15 protein-coding genes are annotated in these 16,344 nt (G+C 65.6%); 12 read left to right on the forward strand and 3 right to left on the reverse strand.

What is annotated here, in order from left to right:
- Positions 1-7 precede the first annotated feature (7 nt).
- From OG716_RS20610 to OG716_RS20630, 5 genes are all read left to right on the forward strand, one after another.
- A complete protein-coding gene (locus OG716_RS20610; protein ID WP_405139121.1) occupies positions 8-1,114 on the forward strand; it encodes a hypothetical protein in 1,107 nt (368 codons plus the stop codon).
- On the forward strand, positions 1,090-1,698 hold the full coding sequence (locus OG716_RS20615) for a hypothetical protein (RefSeq protein WP_405139122.1): 609 nt from the start codon (positions 1,090-1,092) through the stop codon (positions 1,696-1,698). Before OG716_RS20610 ends, OG716_RS20615 begins: the two co-directional genes overlap by 25 nt.
- Entirely contained in the window at positions 1,695-4,850 is a 3,156-nt protein-coding gene (locus tag OG716_RS20620) for an ATP-binding protein (RefSeq protein WP_405139123.1), read from the forward strand. Before OG716_RS20615 ends, OG716_RS20620 begins: the two co-directional genes overlap by 4 nt.
- Positions 4,851-4,946: 96 nt before the next feature.
- Entirely contained in the window at positions 4,947-5,948 is a 1,002-nt protein-coding gene (locus OG716_RS20625; protein WP_405139124.1) for a Gfo/Idh/MocA family protein, read from the forward strand.
- A gap of 57 nt (positions 5,949-6,005) precedes the next feature.
- On the forward strand, positions 6,006-6,917 hold the full coding sequence (locus tag OG716_RS20630) for an SDR family NAD(P)-dependent oxidoreductase (protein ID WP_405139125.1): 912 nt from the start codon (positions 6,006-6,008) through the stop codon (positions 6,915-6,917).
- Between the two features lie 7 nt (positions 6,918-6,924).
- Here the strand turns inward: OG716_RS20630 and OG716_RS20635 are convergent, their stop codons facing one another.
- Complete coding sequence (locus OG716_RS20635) at positions 6,925-8,232, reverse strand: alpha/beta fold hydrolase (protein ID WP_405139126.1); 1,308 nt, start codon at positions 8,230-8,232, stop codon at positions 6,925-6,927.
- Positions 8,233-8,291: 59 nt separating this feature from the next.
- On the opposite strand from OG716_RS20635, the gene OG716_RS20640 reads away from it, so the two are divergent.
- On the forward strand, positions 8,292-8,825 hold the full coding sequence (locus tag OG716_RS20640) for a helix-turn-helix domain-containing protein (RefSeq protein ID WP_405139127.1): 534 nt from the start codon (positions 8,292-8,294) through the stop codon (positions 8,823-8,825).
- Here OG716_RS20640 and OG716_RS20645 read toward each other — a convergent pair.
- Positions 8,788-9,858, reverse strand: coding sequence for an Lrp/AsnC family transcriptional regulator (locus OG716_RS20645; RefSeq protein WP_405139128.1), 1,071 nt, complete (start codon positions 9,856-9,858; stop codon positions 8,788-8,790). The genes OG716_RS20640 and OG716_RS20645 overlap by 38 nt on opposite strands.
- 163 nt (positions 9,859-10,021) lie before the next feature.
- On the opposite strand from OG716_RS20645, the gene OG716_RS20650 reads away from it, so the two are divergent.
- The 5 genes from OG716_RS20650 to OG716_RS20670 are packed head-to-tail and all read left to right on the forward strand — an operon-like array spanning position 10,022 to position 14,719.
- Positions 10,022-11,446 (forward strand): MmgE/PrpD family protein, encoded by a 1,425-nt coding sequence (locus OG716_RS20650; protein WP_405139129.1) that lies wholly within the window; start codon positions 10,022-10,024, stop codon positions 11,444-11,446.
- A gap of 3 nt (positions 11,447-11,449) precedes the next feature.
- Positions 11,450-12,325, forward strand: a complete 876-nt coding sequence (locus OG716_RS20655; RefSeq protein WP_405139130.1) for an oxaloacetate decarboxylase — start codon at positions 11,450-11,452, stop codon at positions 12,323-12,325.
- A 3-nt stretch (positions 12,326-12,328) separates the two neighbouring features.
- Positions 12,329-13,576 (forward strand): aconitase/3-isopropylmalate dehydratase large subunit family protein, encoded by a 1,248-nt coding sequence (locus OG716_RS20660; protein WP_405139131.1) that lies wholly within the window; start codon positions 12,329-12,331, stop codon positions 13,574-13,576.
- Between the two features lie 8 nt (positions 13,577-13,584).
- Positions 13,585-14,130: a 3-isopropylmalate dehydratase gene (locus tag OG716_RS20665; protein ID WP_405139805.1), complete on the forward strand. Its 546-nt coding sequence runs from the start codon at positions 13,585-13,587 to the stop codon at positions 14,128-14,130.
- A 19-nt stretch (positions 14,131-14,149) separates the two neighbouring features.
- Positions 14,150-14,719: a YbhB/YbcL family Raf kinase inhibitor-like protein gene (locus OG716_RS20670; RefSeq protein ID WP_405139132.1), complete on the forward strand. Its 570-nt coding sequence runs from the start codon at positions 14,150-14,152 to the stop codon at positions 14,717-14,719.
- Here OG716_RS20670 and OG716_RS20675 read toward each other — a convergent pair.
- Positions 14,704-15,531, reverse strand: coding sequence for a class I SAM-dependent methyltransferase (locus tag OG716_RS20675; protein WP_405139133.1), 828 nt, complete (start codon positions 15,529-15,531; stop codon positions 14,704-14,706). The two genes, OG716_RS20670 and OG716_RS20675, sit on opposite strands and share 16 nt — an antisense overlap.
- Before the next feature lie 167 nt (positions 15,532-15,698).
- On the opposite strand from OG716_RS20675, the gene OG716_RS20680 reads away from it, so the two are divergent.
- Entirely contained in the window at positions 15,699-16,268 is a 570-nt protein-coding gene (locus tag OG716_RS20680) for a TetR/AcrR family transcriptional regulator (RefSeq protein WP_405139134.1), read from the forward strand.
- The last annotated feature ends 76 nt before the right edge of the window (positions 16,269-16,344 follow it).

Below are 16,344 nucleotides of genomic sequence, written 5' to 3' on the forward strand. Positions count from 1 at the left end.
CTCGCTGATGACCCCGATGCCCGCCATAGCGCAGGTGACCGAATATCTACGCGTGCACGGCTGGGCCGTCACCGGCAACTGGCACGACGCGAGTGTGTGGACCTGGCAGGCATTCGATGTACTCGTACCGCCCACCGACATTATGGCCGATGCGTCCAGCCGGCTGCACGAACTGCTGATCTGCGTCGCCGATGCCGAAGGCCGCTCGCCGGAGGCCGTGCGGCACGATATGACCGTTCCTGCAATGGATTTGCTCTGTTATCGGCCGCAGGCCGATCCCGGGGCGGTGAGCTTGTCGACGGGCGCCCGGACCGTGCTCGCGATGCGCGACCTCATCACGGCGAGCGCGCGCGAAGTCCTCGGTGAATCCCGGCCACGTCGTCGCACCGTATCGGCGCCCGTTCACGAACTACTGGAGCACACCCTGCTGGCACCGAGCAGAGAGTCGTTCGGGCTCGACGTTTCGTTCCCTGCCGAGTACGGCGACTCGAATTCCCTGGGCCGCCGAACGGTGCTACGCATACTGCACAGCGCGAATTCCCTTCGGACGGCGAGCTCGATCGGCGCGGTCGACCTCGATGACTTTGCCCGGCAAGGCATCTCCGAAGCCGAGTGCATCGCTCTGGCGGCGCTGGCCGGCCCGGACTCCTCCTCGTTCGAACTATTCTTCCACTGGTCCTGGCTGTCTCCGCGCACGGACGAAACAGTGAAATTCCCGCCCGGAACCCGCTCGCGCATCAATCGACTGCGGGGCAGGCGCGCCGATCCGGCGCCGTTGTCCGGCAACGGCATTGTCGAAGGGCCCGTGATCAATCTGTCCGACGATCCCGGCGGAAGCCGCTGGCGCATCCGTATACGCGGAGTGCCAGAGGTCGACGGAACCGCCGTCGGCAAACAACGCCTGATAGCCGTGCGGCTCGGCAACAGCGAGAACTACGAAGCCGCCCTCGCCGCACATCTGAGCGGCCGCAGAGTGCGCGCATCGGGAACTTTCACGGGCCGCACCTCCGAGATCATCATCGCGGCAGACGGATTCACCGTCACCGATGCGTCCAGCGATGAATTCCATGGAAAGAAGCGAGGATCGACATGTCCGATGATCGGCTTACCCTGAGTGAGCGCTGTGTGCTGCTCGTCCTCATGGCCGAGGCACGCGAGCTCACCAATGCCGAACTGACCGCGATCGCGGGCATCAAGCTCGACGGAAAGTACCGCCGGCATCTCAATGAACTCGATCTGGTAGCCAGCACCATGGTGAATCGGGCCTTCATGCACGAGCTCACCGATCGAGGAGCGGTGTGGTGCACCCGGGAGCTGTCGGCATGCCGCCCCGCCAGGTCCGGTTGCGCCGGTGGTGCACTGTATGCCGTATTGGCCGGTCTGCGAAGGCATCTCGATGATACCGGCCATGCCCTCGCCGATATCTTCCGGCCCGACGTGGAAAGTCAGGTCGAGGCCGCGTATGCGGAGCTGACCCGAGGCAGCGGCACACCGATCCGACTCACCCTGCTGCGTGAACGGCTGGGTGGCGTACCGCGAGACGAGGTCGACCGGGCGATCGAACTGCTGGCACGCCGGGAGGGCGTCCACGTTCGTGCCGAGTCGGACCAGAAGACTCTCACCGATGACGACCGGAACGCCGCGATCCTGCTCGGCGGTACACCGCGACATCTGCTCGCCATCGAGGTTTCGCGGTGAACGAGGAGCAGCAGCACGCGCTGGCTTCGATCCAGTTCGGCAGTGTGCTCGGCCCGGACGAGGTGTGGGGTCCACTGAACTATCACGTCGACGGCCTGCACCCGCGGGCGGCCGATGAGATAACCCGTGCCGTGCGCGCGGCCAAGAACAGGCCCAACAGCACGCCGACGGGTCTTGTGCTGAGCGGTGAACGAGGTGTCGGCAAGACGCATATGCTCGGCTGGCTTCGACATCACGTGCAGCACGAGGGCGGCGCGTTCTTCATGCCGAAATTGATCGACGGCCAGTCGTTCTGGTCCGGGGCGGTGCACGGTCTGGTCAGCCAGTTGCTGGGATCCGACGGCGGACAATTGGGCCGCATGCTCGGCACTCTCGCCGAGCTGACCGGCTGCAGCAAGGAATTGCGTATGCGCCTGCGTGGCACACTCGCGGTGGGCAAACCGGATCTCGAGGAATTCATCGACCTGGTAGCGGCTTTCGACCCGCAGGTGGCGCTGGATTGCCAAGATACGCTGCGGGCGCTGGTGCTCTTCCAGGCCAAGCGGAATCTGCAGGAAATCGGGGATATCTTTCTCACCCTGGAGGACGGGATAGACCAGGCAGATCAGTTGGCCTGGGGTTTTCGCCGCCGCAATCGGGTCGCACAGCTGGTATTCCACGATATCTGCCGATTGTTCGCGCTCACCGGCCCTGTCGTACTGGCTATCGACCAGATCGACAGCGTCATAGCGCAATCCACGCAAGCTCCCGACGAAGGCAGCCTGGCAGATCGACTCGCGGACGGACTGATGCGACTTCGCGAGGAGACCACCCGAACCCTGATCGTTGCCGCCTGCATTCCCAAGTCATGGGAACTGATCGCCCACCGCGCCGTGAATTCGGCCGCCGACCGATTCACAGTACTCGAGCTCTCGACTGCCATGCCTTCCGCCGCAGTCGCAACGGCAATCGTCGAACGACATCTCGGAAGTCTGTACGGGGAAGAAGGTTTCGAGCCGCCGTACCCGACATGGCCGGTGCTCCCGTGTGCGTTCGATGGCCCGCTGGTCGCCAGTTACACTCCGCGCCGCCTGCTTCAGCAGATCGAGGAGCACGTCCGACTATGTCTGGCCGAGAATGTGATCAGCGAACTCGGGGATTTCGGCCGACCGGCTCAGCACATTGCGGCGGCCTCCACCACGCCGGCCCCGGCCGATTTGGCAGTCCTGGACGACCATTTCGCAAAGCTCCGTGCGGCGGCGGATGTGGTAGCGCCCCTGGACCCGCAATACGAAGACAACCGAATGTATTCACTGCTGAATGCCGCGCTGCGCTGCTACGTGCTGGAGCGGGGAGACAGTGGCAGGGAGCTGACCGTCGATCCGCCGACTGTTGTCCGGCAGACACTGCACGCTCGACTACGTCGCACTCTCGACGAAGCTACCGAGGACGAAGAGCAGTGGGGCTTCCGGGCCATCGCGCACGGCCATCCCCGCGCGGTACTGACCCGGCTGCGGTCGGCTTGTCTGGAGGCCGGCGTCCAGCCCGGGGTCGCCAAACGACACTTGGTGATCCTGCGGAACACACCGTTCTCACCGGGGCCGGTGACCACGGCGGCTGTCGCCGAATTCGAGGCCGCGCATGGAATTGCGGTACCGATCTCCAGCGACGATCTGCGTACGTTCGCGGCGCTCGAAGCAATGCTGGCCGACGCAGATCCGAGATTCCTCGGCTGGCTCGCGGTCCGGCGGCCCGCGAGCAGATCGCAATTGCTCAGCCGGGTATTGGCAGATCTCGGCTCCGGAGTCATTGCCGAGGAACAGCACTCGGCGGTTGTGGTGGACGAGCACCCGGCGCCCGCCGTAGTCACCGAGGACGTTGTAGCGACCGAAGACATTGTGGTCACCGACCCCGAACCGGTGGTCACCGAGGTGGATCGGGAGGATTCATCGTCGATTCTGCTGGGACGCAGCGTCGAGACCGGCGCAGGTTTGCGGGTCCCGCTGGTCCAATTGCGCAAACACACAGCGGTATTCGCGGGCAGCGGATCCGGTAAGACGGTGCTGCTGCGGCGACTGGTCGAAGAAGCCGCGCTCCAGGGGGTGTCCTCCATTCTGGTCGATACCAACAATGATCTGGCCAGGCTCGGCGACCGTTGGCCGTCACCTCCGGCTACCTGGGGCAATCATGATCCGGAGCGAGCCGAAAGGTATTTCACCGATACCGAAGTCGTCATCTGGACACCCCGGCGTGAAGCAGGCCGCCCGATCGCCTTGAATCCACTGCCCGATTTCAGCGGCGTGCTGGACGATCCCGACGAATTCCGGACCTCGATCGATGCCTCGGTCGCCAGTCTGATTCCCCGAACCGGTCTGACCCGGGGGAAGGCCGCGAAAGGCACCGCCGTTCTGACCGAGGCACTGGGGCACTTCGCCAAAAACGGTGGGAGCGAACTGAACGCCTTCGTCACACTGCTCGGTAACCTGCCGGAGAGTGTCAGCAAGATCCGGGACGCCGGGCGGCTCGCAGCGGATATGGCCGACGAGCTCAGTGCGGCCATGATCAATGACCCGGTGTTCGGCGGCGCGGGAGAACGACTCGATCCTGGCGTACTTCTTACCCCAGCTGCTGGGAAGCGAGCCCGCATCTCGGTCATCAGCTGTATCGGGCTGCCCACCGAGAAGCAACGTCAGACATTCGTCAATCAACTCGAATTGGCACTGTTCGCGTGGATCAAGCGCAACCCGGCAGGAGATCGGCCGCTCGGCGGTCTGCTGGTGCTCGATGAGGCGCAGACCTTCGTCCCGTCGAATGGTTCGACGGTTTCGAGTGAGAGCACCATCAAGCTCGCCACTCAGGCGCGCAAATACGGACTCGGCCTGGTGTACGCGACGCAGGCGCCCAAGGCACTGCACAACCTGGTCACCGGTAATGCGGCCACGCAGTTCTACGGGTTGCTCAATGCCGCGGTGCAGATCCAGGCCGCCAAGGAACTGGCCCGGGCGAAAGGCGGCCGCGTCGACGATATCTCCCGCTTGACCGCGGGCAGGTTCTACGGCGCCGTGGAAGGCCTCGGCTTCAACAAGGTGAACGTACCTATGTGCCTGAGCCATCATCCCTCCAGCGCATTGACCGAGGAAGAGGTATTGCGGCGAGCGCGCGGCGAGGCTTAGGTCACGGTCTATCTCCCGGACTCGATGGAAATCGTTGCGGCTCAATATGATCAGTGGTTCCGATAGCGGCAGCTCGCCGAGTGTTATGGTGCGACGATGAATGAGGGTGCGGGATCACCGCTGCGTATCGGCATACTCGGCGCGGCGCGGATCGCGCCCATGGCGATGGTCAATCCGGCCAAGGCGCATCCCGATGTGATGGTCGGCGCGGTGGCGGCCCGGGATGGTGGGCGCGCGGCGGCGTTCGCTCATAAGTATGGGATCGAGACCTCGTTCGACAGTTATGAGGCGCTGATCGCGGATCCGGGGGTGGACGCGGTTTATATTCCGCTGCCGAATGGGTTGCACGGGCGGTGGACTCGGGCGGCGCTGGCAGCCGGAAAGCATGTGCTGTGTGAGAAGCCGTTCACGGCCAATGCGGATGAGGCTCGGGAGATCGCGGGGCTGGCCGCGGATTCGGGGCGGGTGGTGATGGAGGCGTTCCATTACCGGTATCACCCGATGAATCTGATGGCCGAGCAGATCATCGCCTCGGGGGAATTGGGCAAGCTGGTGCGGGTGGAGGCCTCCATATGCTTCCCGCTGCCGAAGTTCTCCGATATTCGATACGACTACGCGCTGGCCGGTGGATCGCTGATGGATGCCGGTTGCTACGCCGTGCACATGGCGCGCGTATTCGGTGGCGAGAATCCCGAAGTGGTCTCGGCGACAGCGAAATTGCGCGATCCGAAGGTCGATCGGGCCATGACCGCCGAACTCCGCTTCCCGTCCGGGCACACCGGCCTGATCCGCTGTTCACTGTGGTCGTCGGACCTGCTGCGAATGAGCGTCAAGGTAATAGGCGAACACGGCGAGTTGCACATCGTCAATCCCATTGCGCCACAACTCCCCCACTGGCTGACAGTCCGCACCCAGCGCGGCAGACGCCGCGAACGCTTCACCCGCCGCCCCAGCTACGCCTTCCAACTCGACGCCTTCGCCGGCGCGGTCCTGCACGGCGAACCTGTGAAAACCGCCCCCCAGGACTCGGTCGACAATATGGCCGTCATCGACGCCATCTACCAGGCCGCAGGCCTGCCCCTGCGCCTGCCGGGCTGACGCCGGTACGATCGATCCCGCACCACAACTGAATGCTCAAGTCCCTCAGGAGATCTGATGACCGACCAACAGACTGTCCTGATCACCGGTGGCACCGGGAGCCTCGGTTACCGGACTGCCGCGGCGATTCTCGATGCGGGGTGGCATGTGGTGATCACCGGGCGGGATTCGAAAACGGTTGCGGCGGCGGCGCATCGGCTCGGGGAGAAGGCGGTGGGGTTGCCGTTGGATCTGGGGTCGCTGGACAGTGTGCGGCGGTTTGCGGACTCGATTACGCGGTCGGGGTTGCCGCCGCTGCATGCGATTGTCTGCAATGCGGGGATGCAGGTTGTTTCGGGGATCACGTTCACCGCGGACGGGTTCGAGCAGACCTTCGGGGTGAATCATCTGGCGCACTTTCTGCTGGTGCAGGAATTGCTACCGCGGCTGGCGACGCCCGGACGAGTTGTCTTCGTCGCCAGCGATACTCACGATCCGAAGAAGCCGACAGGCATGCCCGCGCCGAACTACAGCACAGCGATGGCACTGGCCTATCCCGAGGATGATGGGGCTGCGGTCGCAGCGGCAGGCCGGCGGCGGTACACCACCTCGAAGCTCTGCAATGTATTGACCACCTATGAGCTGGCGCGGCGGAGAGGGAATGACATGCCGCCGATCACAGTCAATGCCTTCGATCCCGGACTCATGCCGGGCACGGGGCTGGGGCGCGACTATCCCGGCATTCAACGACTGGCATGGCGATTCCTTTTGCCCGCAATGACATTGGCGCCGGGGCTCAATATTCATACACCGAAGCGCTCCGCCGCCGCACTCGCCCGGCTGGTGCTCGATCCCGCGCTGGCGGAGACCACCGGGCGGTACTTCTCGGGACGGCGGGAGATCCGATCCTCGGACGAATCCTACGATCTCGACCTCGCCGCGGATCTGTGGAATACCAGCGTCGAACTCATCGAGAAGGTTCGGCACTGACTCGCGGTCATCTGCAGGAGAGACTCGACAGGAGCCGCCCGACCCTCCCCCGGACCGGTGCCGGAGCCAGCCAGTCTGCGATCTGCGCGATCACGGCGGGGTCGATGTGTTGTGCCGGTTCGTATTCCGCGGGACTCGAAGCACCCGAGCCGGGGAAGAACAGATGATCGCCGGCGTCATGAATGCCGATGGTGACCTCCGGCCGCTCGCCGAGACCGGCCTGCCACAGGGCGAGGTCGTCTTCGACCGTCACCTGGTAGTCGCGAGCCCCCTGGAGGATGAGCATCGGTTTGTTCAGCGCCGCCGCCGTCGAAACCGGGTCGTAGCCGCGCAGATCCAGCCAGTACGCGCCGGGCAGGCCGAATGGTAGGTCGGCCGCGGGCGTCGAGGCCGACAGCCCGGGACTGTCCACGCGCTCGGCCTGTTCGGAAATCGTCGCGACGGCCGATTCGGTTGCCGCACCGGGATTCAGCGCCGCCAGGTAGCGCGCCACGCGGACGGCCGAACGCTGCATGGGAGAGGCGTCGGCGGCCAGCAGCACCAACCCGGCGACCGACGGTTCGGCGGCGGCGACCCGTGGGGCGACTTTGCCTCCCATACTGTGCCCGAGCACGAAGACCCGGGCCGGATCGACAGCCGGATGCTGTTGCAGCAGTTGGATAGCGGCGACCGCATACGGCACATATTCGTCGGTCATGGTGAACTCGGGCAGATCGGCGACGAGGCCCGGATGCGTATGGGTGACGAGGTCGAACCGCACCACCGCAATGCCGCGGCTCGCCAGCCCCCAGGCCAGATCCTTCAGCGGCTTGTTCGGCCCGCTGGTCTCGTCACGATCGAAAGGCCCACCGCCACTGAGCAATACGACACCGGGCTTGGCCCCGCGCCCGCGCGGCACGCTGACCGTGCCGGACACCGCGAGCAGGTCTTCCCCGAGGGTGATCTCATATTCGGTGAACCGTCCGGATTCGGCGTAGGAGGGCGCTTCCCATGTCGAGCCGGGTGGCGGCGCGAGCCGAAAACCGTTGAGCAGTCCGGCCGCGTCGACCGACATGACCACGGTCATTCCGCCGCGTTCCCCGGTCACCGGAACACTCACGCGCACCAGCGCCGCATCGATCGGCTCGCTGGACGGCTCACCGACGCCGCGGATCGCTCCGAACCGTTCGGCCTCGGCCACCCACGCCACCCGCAACGACTCCGCGGAGACCACCGCGCGAAGCCTCGGCGCGAACAACTTCTCGATCTCGGCGAATCGGCCCTCGCGGGCCATCTCGACAACTGCGGTAGCGATCGCACCCGGTTCGACGCTCATCGGAATCCCCTAACCTTTCTCATTTATGAGAAAGGTAGCACATATGAGATCGTTGAACCATGGACACCCTCGAACTCCTGGCGCATCCGGTGCGGTTGCGCATCGTCCACGCCCTGCGCGGCGGCCGGACGCTGACAACCTCGCAGCTGTGCGCCCGGATTCCGGATGCGTCGAAGGCCACCGTCTATCGGCAGGTCGACGTGCTCGCCGAAGGTGGAATCCTGGAGGTGGCCGATGAGCAGCGGGTGCGCGGCGCGGTGGAGCGCCGCTACGTGCTGCGCCAGGAACACGCCTCGATCGATGCGGACACGCTCGCGGCGGCATCGGCCGACGATCATCGGCGGGCGTTCGCCGTGGCCATGGCGGCACTGCTGGCCGAGTTCAATGCCTATCTCGATCGGGACCGGGCGAATCCGCTGACGGATCTGGTCGGCTACCGTCAGCACGCACTCTGGCTCAGCCCGAGTGAACTCGAGACGATGATCGACGGCATGCGCGCCGCGATCGCACCGCAGTTGGCCAATACGCCGACCCCCGATCGCGCCCAGTACCTGCTCAGTCCGGTGCTGTTTCCGATCGAGGACGATCGGTGATCGGCGCCCACGGGTCGACCGGGATGACCGCGTGCCCGTGCCCGTCACTGTCGAGCATGCGGCCCCAGGATTTGCAGGGGCGCAGCACGAGTCGCTGATCGGCCACCACCACCGTGGGAAATGCGCGGTGGATTCGGTCCAAAATCTCCGACAGGTCGGTGATTTGGTGAACCTGGGCCATCACCAGCAGGTTGGCGGCTCCGATAGTGGAGACACAGATTCTCGTCTCCGGCCAGAGTGCGATATCCGCACCGGCAGTGTCGAGCTCATGATGCGGAACAGTAAGCCAGAGCACGAGTTCGGCGGGCCAGCCGCCTTCGCTGCGCGTGAAATCGGTGCGGAAGTTCAGCATGCCGCGGCGGGTGAGTGCGGCGAGCTGCCGCCGAACCTGCGCCTCCGTTGCACCGAGATCCCTTGCGAGGTCCCGGTATCGGGCCCGGCCGTCGCGCTGCAGCGCCAGGAACAGGGCGCGATCGGCGGGGTCGAGGGAGCTGTCGCGGGCGGTGCGCCGAGTTCCGGACTCGGACTCGTCGATCACCGAGCGCTGCTGACCGATGTCGATCGCGCCCAGCCGCCACTGGACTCCGCTGTGCCAGCGCAGCCCGATATGGGCTCGGGTGCGGGCGATTCCCGGAAGCTGCGCCAGGCGCTCCAGCAGCAGGGCGGTGAGCGACTTCATATCCGCGGCGAATACCAGGGCGAGCACATCGAACTCACCGGCGGTGAAGTACACACTGCCGACCTGAGGGATGCCGGCCAGCGTCTGCCCCACCTCGAGCAGCCGGCCGGGCTCGGCTTCGACCTCGAAGACCGCCGCGGACAGTGCCAGCCGCGCACCGGGCACGGCGGAAACCCAGGCGCGGCCGGAATCCGAGAGTCGCTGCCAGCGGCGGGCCGCGGTCACGGCGGAGATATTCAGGGCGGCGCCGAGCCGCTCGAAGCTGACCCGGGGATTCACGTGCAGCGCATCGAGCAGGGTCACGTCGAGCTCGTCCACACCGGACTTGCGCGAGCGGTTCTCGGGCACGGTCACCCCGTTCCGGAGTGTCGAATTCAGCAGGTACCGAGTACGGACGATATCGCACATTTCCTACATGAAGCAGCTCTGGCACACGTTTTCCACCAATCAAACGCCTCGAACAGGCATTTACCTTCAGATCTGCGAGCACCCGCAATACCGGCTGTTCACTATCTGCATGAGCGATACGACAATCTCCGATGTCACCGTTCCGCTTGCCACCTGGGTCGAGCAGCTGACGCTCGACTCGATTCCGGAACGGGTGCGCACCCGCGCCAGGCATCTGCTGCTCGACGGGGTGGCCTGTGCGCTGGTCGGCGCGCAGCTGCCCTGGTCGCGGGTGGCGACGGACTCGGTGCTGAGACTCGAGGGCACGGGCGAGGTGACGGTGATCGGCACCGGCGCGACCACCAGCGGTCCGGCGGCAGTGCTGTTGAACAGCACCTTCATTCAGGGTTTCGAGCTGGACGATTTCCATCCGCTGGCACCGCTGCACAGCAATTCGCTGGTGCTGCCGGTACTTCTGGCCGCGGCGCAGCAGTTCGGCGGAGTCTCCGGTGCGGATGCCCTCACGGCGGCCATTGCCGGCTTCGAGGTCGGACCGCGAGTCGGGTTGGCGCTGCACGGATCCGAGATGCTCTCGCGGGGCTGGCACAGCGGGCCGGTCTTCGGCACGCACACCGCCGCTATGACCGCGGGCAAGCTGCGCGGCCTCGACACCGCGCAACTCGAGGACGCCCTCGGTATGGCGGGTACGCAGTCGGCCGGGCTGATGGCCGCGCAGTACGAGGCGATGTCCAAGCGCATGCAGCACGGATTCGCCGCGCGCAACGGCTATTACGCGGCCGGGCTGGCAGCGGGCGGCTACACCGGGATCAAGCGGGTCTTCGATCGCCCGTACGGCGGCTATCTGTCGGTGTTCGGCGAGGGCCACCATCCCGACCCCGCGCAGGTCATCGCGGGACTCGGCGAGGGGTGGCACACCGAAGTGATCATGGTGAAATCCTATGCCGCACAGGGTGGGCTGCACGGGACGATCCAGGCCGCGCTGGAATTGCGCGCCGAATACGACATCGATCCGAAGTCCATCGCGCACATAGAGATTCGGGTCGGCCACACCGTCTACCACCACGGCTGGTGGAAGCTCGAGCGCCCGCTGACGCCGATCGGCGCGCAGATGAATCTGGGTTATGCCGCAGCAGTGGCGCTACTCGACGGCGCCGCGCTGACCGCGCAGTTCACCGAGGCACGCCTGGATGCCGACGATGTGTGGGATCTGCTCGGCAAGGTACAGGTCGAGCTGGACGAGAAGATCCAGAGCGGGCCGATCACAGGACGTTTCGCCACCGAGCTGACAATCACGCTGCAGGACGGCACCGCACTGCACAAGCGGATCGAGCAGCCGCACGGCGGGCCCGCCGACCCGGTGACCAATGACGAACTGATTGCCAAATACCGGTCGCTGGCCGAGCCGTTGCTCGACGCCGACCGGCTCGATGCCATTCAGGACGCGGTCCTGCACATCGATGAACTCGACGATATTCGCGTGCTGGCCGCACTGCTGGCCGCGCCGGTCGCGGGCGCTCTCGACGGAGAGGAATAGGTCATGAGTCCACACGAGGCCCGGACCCGCCTGCGCGCGGCCATCGCCGGCGACGAGATCGTCATCGCACCAGGCGTTTTCGACGGCATATCGGCATCGCTGGTGAGCCGGATCGGGTTCACCGCGGCCTATCTGACCGGCGCCGGTGTCGCCGCCTCCGGATTCGGGCTGCCGGATATCGGGCTGGTCACCCAGACCGAAATGGTCGAACGCGCCAGGGTTCTGGTCGGTGTGCTCGGCGATATCCCGCTCATCGCCGATGCCGACACGGGATACGGCGCACCCCTGAATGTCATTCGAACGGTCCGCGAGTACGAGGCCGCCGGGGTTGCCGCAATTCAGTTGGAGGATCAGGCTTTTCCGAAGAAGTGCGGGCATCTGCCGGATAAGGAACTCGTCAGCACCGGTGAGTTCGTGGTCAAACTCCAGGCAGCGATCGACGCGCGCACCGATCCCGAACTCGTGGTGATCGCCCGCACCGACGCGCGCGGGCCGCTGGGGATCGATGCCGCGATCGAACGCGCCAATGCGTACGCCGAGGCAGGCGCCGATGTCCTCTTCGTCGAAGCGCCACAGGGCATCGACGAGATCGAGCGGATCGCGAAGGAGGTGTCCGCGCCGCTCCTGATCAATCTCGTGATCGGCGGCCTGACACCGATCGAATCGACCGCGCGCCTGCAGGAGCTGGGCTACTCGATCATCATTCACCCTTCGAATCCCCTGGGGGCGGCCGCATTCGCCATGCTGACCGGTCTCACCGGGCTGCTCGGGCGTGATCCCGCGCCCCTGCTGCCGGGCAGTCCCGGCGAATTCTTCACTCTCGTCGGCTCGGCCGAATGGTCCGAGCTCGGCGAGCGCTACCGTTTCGAAGGAGCCTGAACCATGGGCATGACCATGATCGAGAATCTGCTGGCCCGCAAAGCCGGTGTCGCACAGGTGCGCCCGGGTGACATCGTCACCGTCGACGTCGATATGTGCGTCATGATCGACCTGCAGTTCGCGACGCTGTGGATCCCGCCCAGCCGGATCCACGATCCGGACAAGGTGGCCGTCATCATGGACCACGCGGTCCCGGCGCCGACGCTCAAGGATGCCGAGGGTGGCCCGAAGGCGCGAAAGTTCGTCGCGGACTTCGGCATCGAGAAGTTCTTCGACGTCGGGCGGCACGGCATCTGCCATCAGGTGATCGCGGAGAACGGTCTGGCCCGGCCCGGTGAAGTGCTGGCCTGTACCGACTCGCACACCTGCGCGGGTGGTGCGTACAACACCGCCGCGCGGGGTCTCGGACCCGCCGAGCTGTACTCCATCATGTGCACCGGGTCCACCTGGTTCCAGGTCGCGCCCACCATTCGCTACGAGCTCAATGGTGAACTGCCCGAAGGGATCAGCGGCAAGGACGTGTTCCTCTACATCGCCGATGCCTACGGTGACGCCACCAATATGAATCTGGAGTTCGGCGGGTCCGGCATGGCGAGCATTCCACTCAACGACCGGCGCACCATCGCCACGCAGGCGGCCGAAATCTCCGCTGATTTCGCGACTTTCGGTGTCGACGAGATGCTGCGGGAGTTCCTGCACGAGCGCGGCGTCCACGATTTCGAGCCCGCCGACGCCGATGCGGATGCCGAGTACTTCGCGGTTCGCGAGGTCGATCTGAGCGGTCTCGAACCCTATATCGCGCGGCCGGGCACGGTGAGCCGCAATGGATTACCCGTATCGCAGATCGAGCGGCGCACGATTGATCAGGCCTTCATCGGGTCCTGCGCCAATGGTCAGCTCGAGGATCTGCGCATAACCGCGCAGATCCTGCGGGGCAACGCCGTCGCGCCCGGGGTGCGGCTGCTGGTGACACCGGCTTCGCAGCAGGTGTATCGCGACGCCATGCGCCTGGGCTATCTGCAGGACATCGCCGATGCCGGTGGCGTGGTGACCAATTCGACCTGCGGGGCCTGCTTCGGGTACCACATGGGCGTCATCGGCGCCGGCGAAGTCTGCCTCACCTCCAGCACCCGCAATTTCACCGGCCGGATGGGCAGTACCGAGGCCGAGATCTATATGGCCTCCCCCGCCACCGTGGCCGCCTCGGCGGTGGCCGGCTACATCACCGATCCCCGGAGCGTGACCGCATGAGCACCAGCATTTCCGGCCGAGTCTGGGTATTCGGCGACTCGCTCGACACCGATGCCATGTATCCGGCGTTCGCCATGAAGGTGGATATCCCCGAAGCGGCGAAACATGTCTTCCATCAAATCCGGCCGGGCTGGACCGATCTCGTCGCACCGGGCGATATTGTCCTCGCGGGCAAGAACTTCGGTGTCGGATCCTCGCGACCGGTGGCCTCGTTGTTCCGCAACCTGGGCGTGGCGGCACTCATCGCGGAGGAATTCAATTCGCTGTTCTTCCGCAATGCCATCAATGCGGGCCTGCCCGCTCTGACCGTGCCCGGGGTCACCGCGATGTTCTCAGACGGTGACCGCGGCAGCTTCGACTTCGCCAGCGGCGCTTTCGGAAACGACACCACAGGTGCTTCGGGCCAGGCGCCCGCACTGCCGCCGCTCATCCTGGAAATCCTGGCCAGCGGCGGTGTTCTGGCGAGGCTGGCCGAGCAGGGATTCCTGCCGATCGAACTACTCGACGTATTCCGCTCGGGCGCCGTCCCGGTCGACAGCGGGACCAGCGCATGACGACAGCGATGGAGTTCTGATGATCAAGCATCCGATTGCTCGGCTGCTGCGGCCGGTGCGCGCGGGTATCAGCAAGATCGCCTGGCATCACAGCGCCAACGCTGTTGCGCCGGAGCTGATTACGGTGACGAGCACCTTCGCCGAGGGGGCGGCCATACCGCGGCGGCATGCCGGCAAGGGGGTCGGTGCGGATGTTTCACCGGCGCTGCACTGGTCCGGTGTGCCCGCTGCGGCGGTGGAGCTCGTCCTCATCATCGAGGATCCCGATGCACCGCTGCCGCGGCCGATTGTGCACGGCCTCTTCTCCGGCATTGATCCCAGCGCCGGAGGGATTCCCGAAGGCGCTCTCGCACTGGAGTATTCGGCTGGCCCCGGGTTCACTATCGGCGTCGGCTCGTTCACCCGGCGTGGATATGCCGGGCCGCGTCCGATTCCCGGTCATGGGCCGCACCGGTACATCTTTCAGCTCTTCGCGCTCGATGCCCCGAGTGGACTCGGCGGCGCGGCGACGCTCGCCGAGACACTCGCGGCCATCGATGGGCATGTCATCGCGCGCGGAAAGCTGACGGGCACCTACGAACGCGACTGAGGGGCGACTGCTCGCGCCACGCCCTGGATGACTCGAAGGCGTCCGTCGGTGAGGGCGCGGGTCAGGTTCGCCGCTTTCTGCGCGAAGTCGGTGACGAAGGCATGCAGCCCGAGTGGCGTGGGCGGCAGTGCCAGTATCGCCTGCATCAGCGTGGCTGCCTGGTCGGTCAGATCGCTCCAATGGTCGATCTCGAATCCCGCGGATTCGACGATGGCGCGCAGCTCGCCGGAGCCGACCAGGTGGCCGAGGTCGGGGCGATCGGCCCACGGCAGTGGATAGTCCAGCTCGCCGTGCTCGCCAGAGGTGATGTCCCACATGGCAAGTCGGCCGCCATCCATCAGAACCCGGCGTGCTTCCCGGTAGAGGCGCGGCTTGTCGGCCACGTTCATCTGCACGTGCTGACTGAAGGCAACCTGGAAGGTGGCGTCGGCGAACGGCAGTTCGGTGACGTCGGCGCGCTGCACCGAGATCCGATCATCCAGTCCGACAAGCTGATTGAGCCAGCGCGCCGTATCGCAGTACTCCTCGGTCAGGTCCACTGCGGTCACCCGGCACCGGCAGTGGTCGGCGACGAAACGGGCGGTGCCGCCGATGCCGCTGCCCGCGTCCAGCACGTCGTCCGCCGCGGTGATCCCGGCCATATCGACCAATTGCCCTGTGGCATAACGCCCCATCGTATGGAAGTCCTCGAGCAGCGCGAGATCCTCGGGCCGGAGGTGGTCGAGATCCTTGCCCGCGGCCAGCAGGGCCCGCTCGATATTGCGCCGCGAGACGCCGGTCGAGTACTGGGTATCGATCACTGTGTCTTTCATGCCCGAGCTCCTTCGCCCCGACCGGCCTGCCGAACACCGAATATGTTTCTGAACAACATGTTCGATTATGCTGTCGGAGAGGAGCCGCTGGTCAACAACCAGTTCCGGGCATTCGTTCACTACCGGACAGCACCCGGGAGGTTGTCCGGAAAGTCGAGGAGGCAGCCGTGGCCGAGCAGGACCGCCGGGTTCGCCGCACGCGAAAAACCCTGCACGAAGCCTTCATCGCCCTCGTCCTGGACAAGGGCTACGAACAGATGACCGTGCAGGACATCCTCGACCGCGCCGATATCGGCCGCTCCACCTTCTACGTCCACTACCGCGATAAAGAAGCGCTGCTCACCGCCACCTTCGACAGTATGCGCGCACAACTCGAAGCCGACTTCGACCAGATGAACTCCGCCGGCCTCCCCATCGAGGTGGACCGCCCCGCCGCCCTCCTCTTCGACCACGCCCACCGCAACCAGCGCGTCTACCGCGCCCTCTGCGGCAAACAGGGCGGCACCGTCGTCACCCGCCACCTGCACGACTTCATCGTCCAACTCCTCTCGAACCACCTGCCGCAACACCCCGACGCCGACCACGGCCATACCCCACCTCCCGAGGTCATCGCCGAGTTCTACGCCGCCGCCACAGTCGGTCTCCTGGCCTGGTGGATCGACACCGACTTCGCCCGCGCACCCACGCACCTGACCAGCGACTTCCGCCACCTGGCCACCCGCGGAACCCAAACCTGACCGTTGCGAGGTCGCCCGACCCGCGGCGAATCACACAGCCTGCCTCCCGGCCGCACAGTCCGCACCACGGCTGTGT

Origin of the sequence: Nocardia sp. NBC_01388 (assembly GCF_045040085.1) — a bacterium.
In the GTDB taxonomy this organism is placed as follows: Bacteria; Actinomycetota; Actinomycetes; order Mycobacteriales; family Mycobacteriaceae; genus Nocardia.

Bases quoted from the DNA above. Each gene is read 5' to 3' on its own strand.
- OG716_RS20640 (WP_405139127.1), top strand. From the start codon at position 8,292: ATGGACACCCTCGAACTCCTGGCGCATCCGGTGCGGTTGCGCATCGTC.
- OG716_RS20635 (WP_405139126.1), bottom strand. From the start codon at position 8,232: ATGAGCGTCGAACCGGGTGCGATCGCTACCGCAGTTGTCGAGATGGCC.
- OG716_RS20660 (WP_405139131.1), top strand. From the start codon at position 12,329: ATGGGCATGACCATGATCGAGAATCTGCTGGCCCGCAAAGCCGGTGTC.
- OG716_RS20655 (WP_405139130.1), top strand. From the start codon at position 11,450: ATGAGTCCACACGAGGCCCGGACCCGCCTGCGCGCGGCCATCGCCGGC.
- OG716_RS20610 (WP_405139121.1), top strand. From the start codon at position 8: ATGACCCCGATGCCCGCCATAGCGCAGGTGACCGAATATCTACGCGTG.
- OG716_RS20630 (WP_405139125.1), top strand. From the start codon at position 6,006: ATGACCGACCAACAGACTGTCCTGATCACCGGTGGCACCGGGAGCCTC.
- OG716_RS20670 (WP_405139132.1), top strand. From the start codon at position 14,150: ATGATCAAGCATCCGATTGCTCGGCTGCTGCGGCCGGTGCGCGCGGGT.
- OG716_RS20615 (WP_405139122.1), top strand. From the start codon at position 1,090: ATGTCCGATGATCGGCTTACCCTGAGTGAGCGCTGTGTGCTGCTCGTC.
- OG716_RS20625 (WP_405139124.1), top strand. From the start codon at position 4,947: ATGAATGAGGGTGCGGGATCACCGCTGCGTATCGGCATACTCGGCGCG.
- OG716_RS20650 (WP_405139129.1), top strand. From the start codon at position 10,022: ATGAGCGATACGACAATCTCCGATGTCACCGTTCCGCTTGCCACCTGG.
- OG716_RS20675 (WP_405139133.1), bottom strand. From the start codon at position 15,531: ATGAAAGACACAGTGATCGATACCCAGTACTCGACCGGCGTCTCGCGG.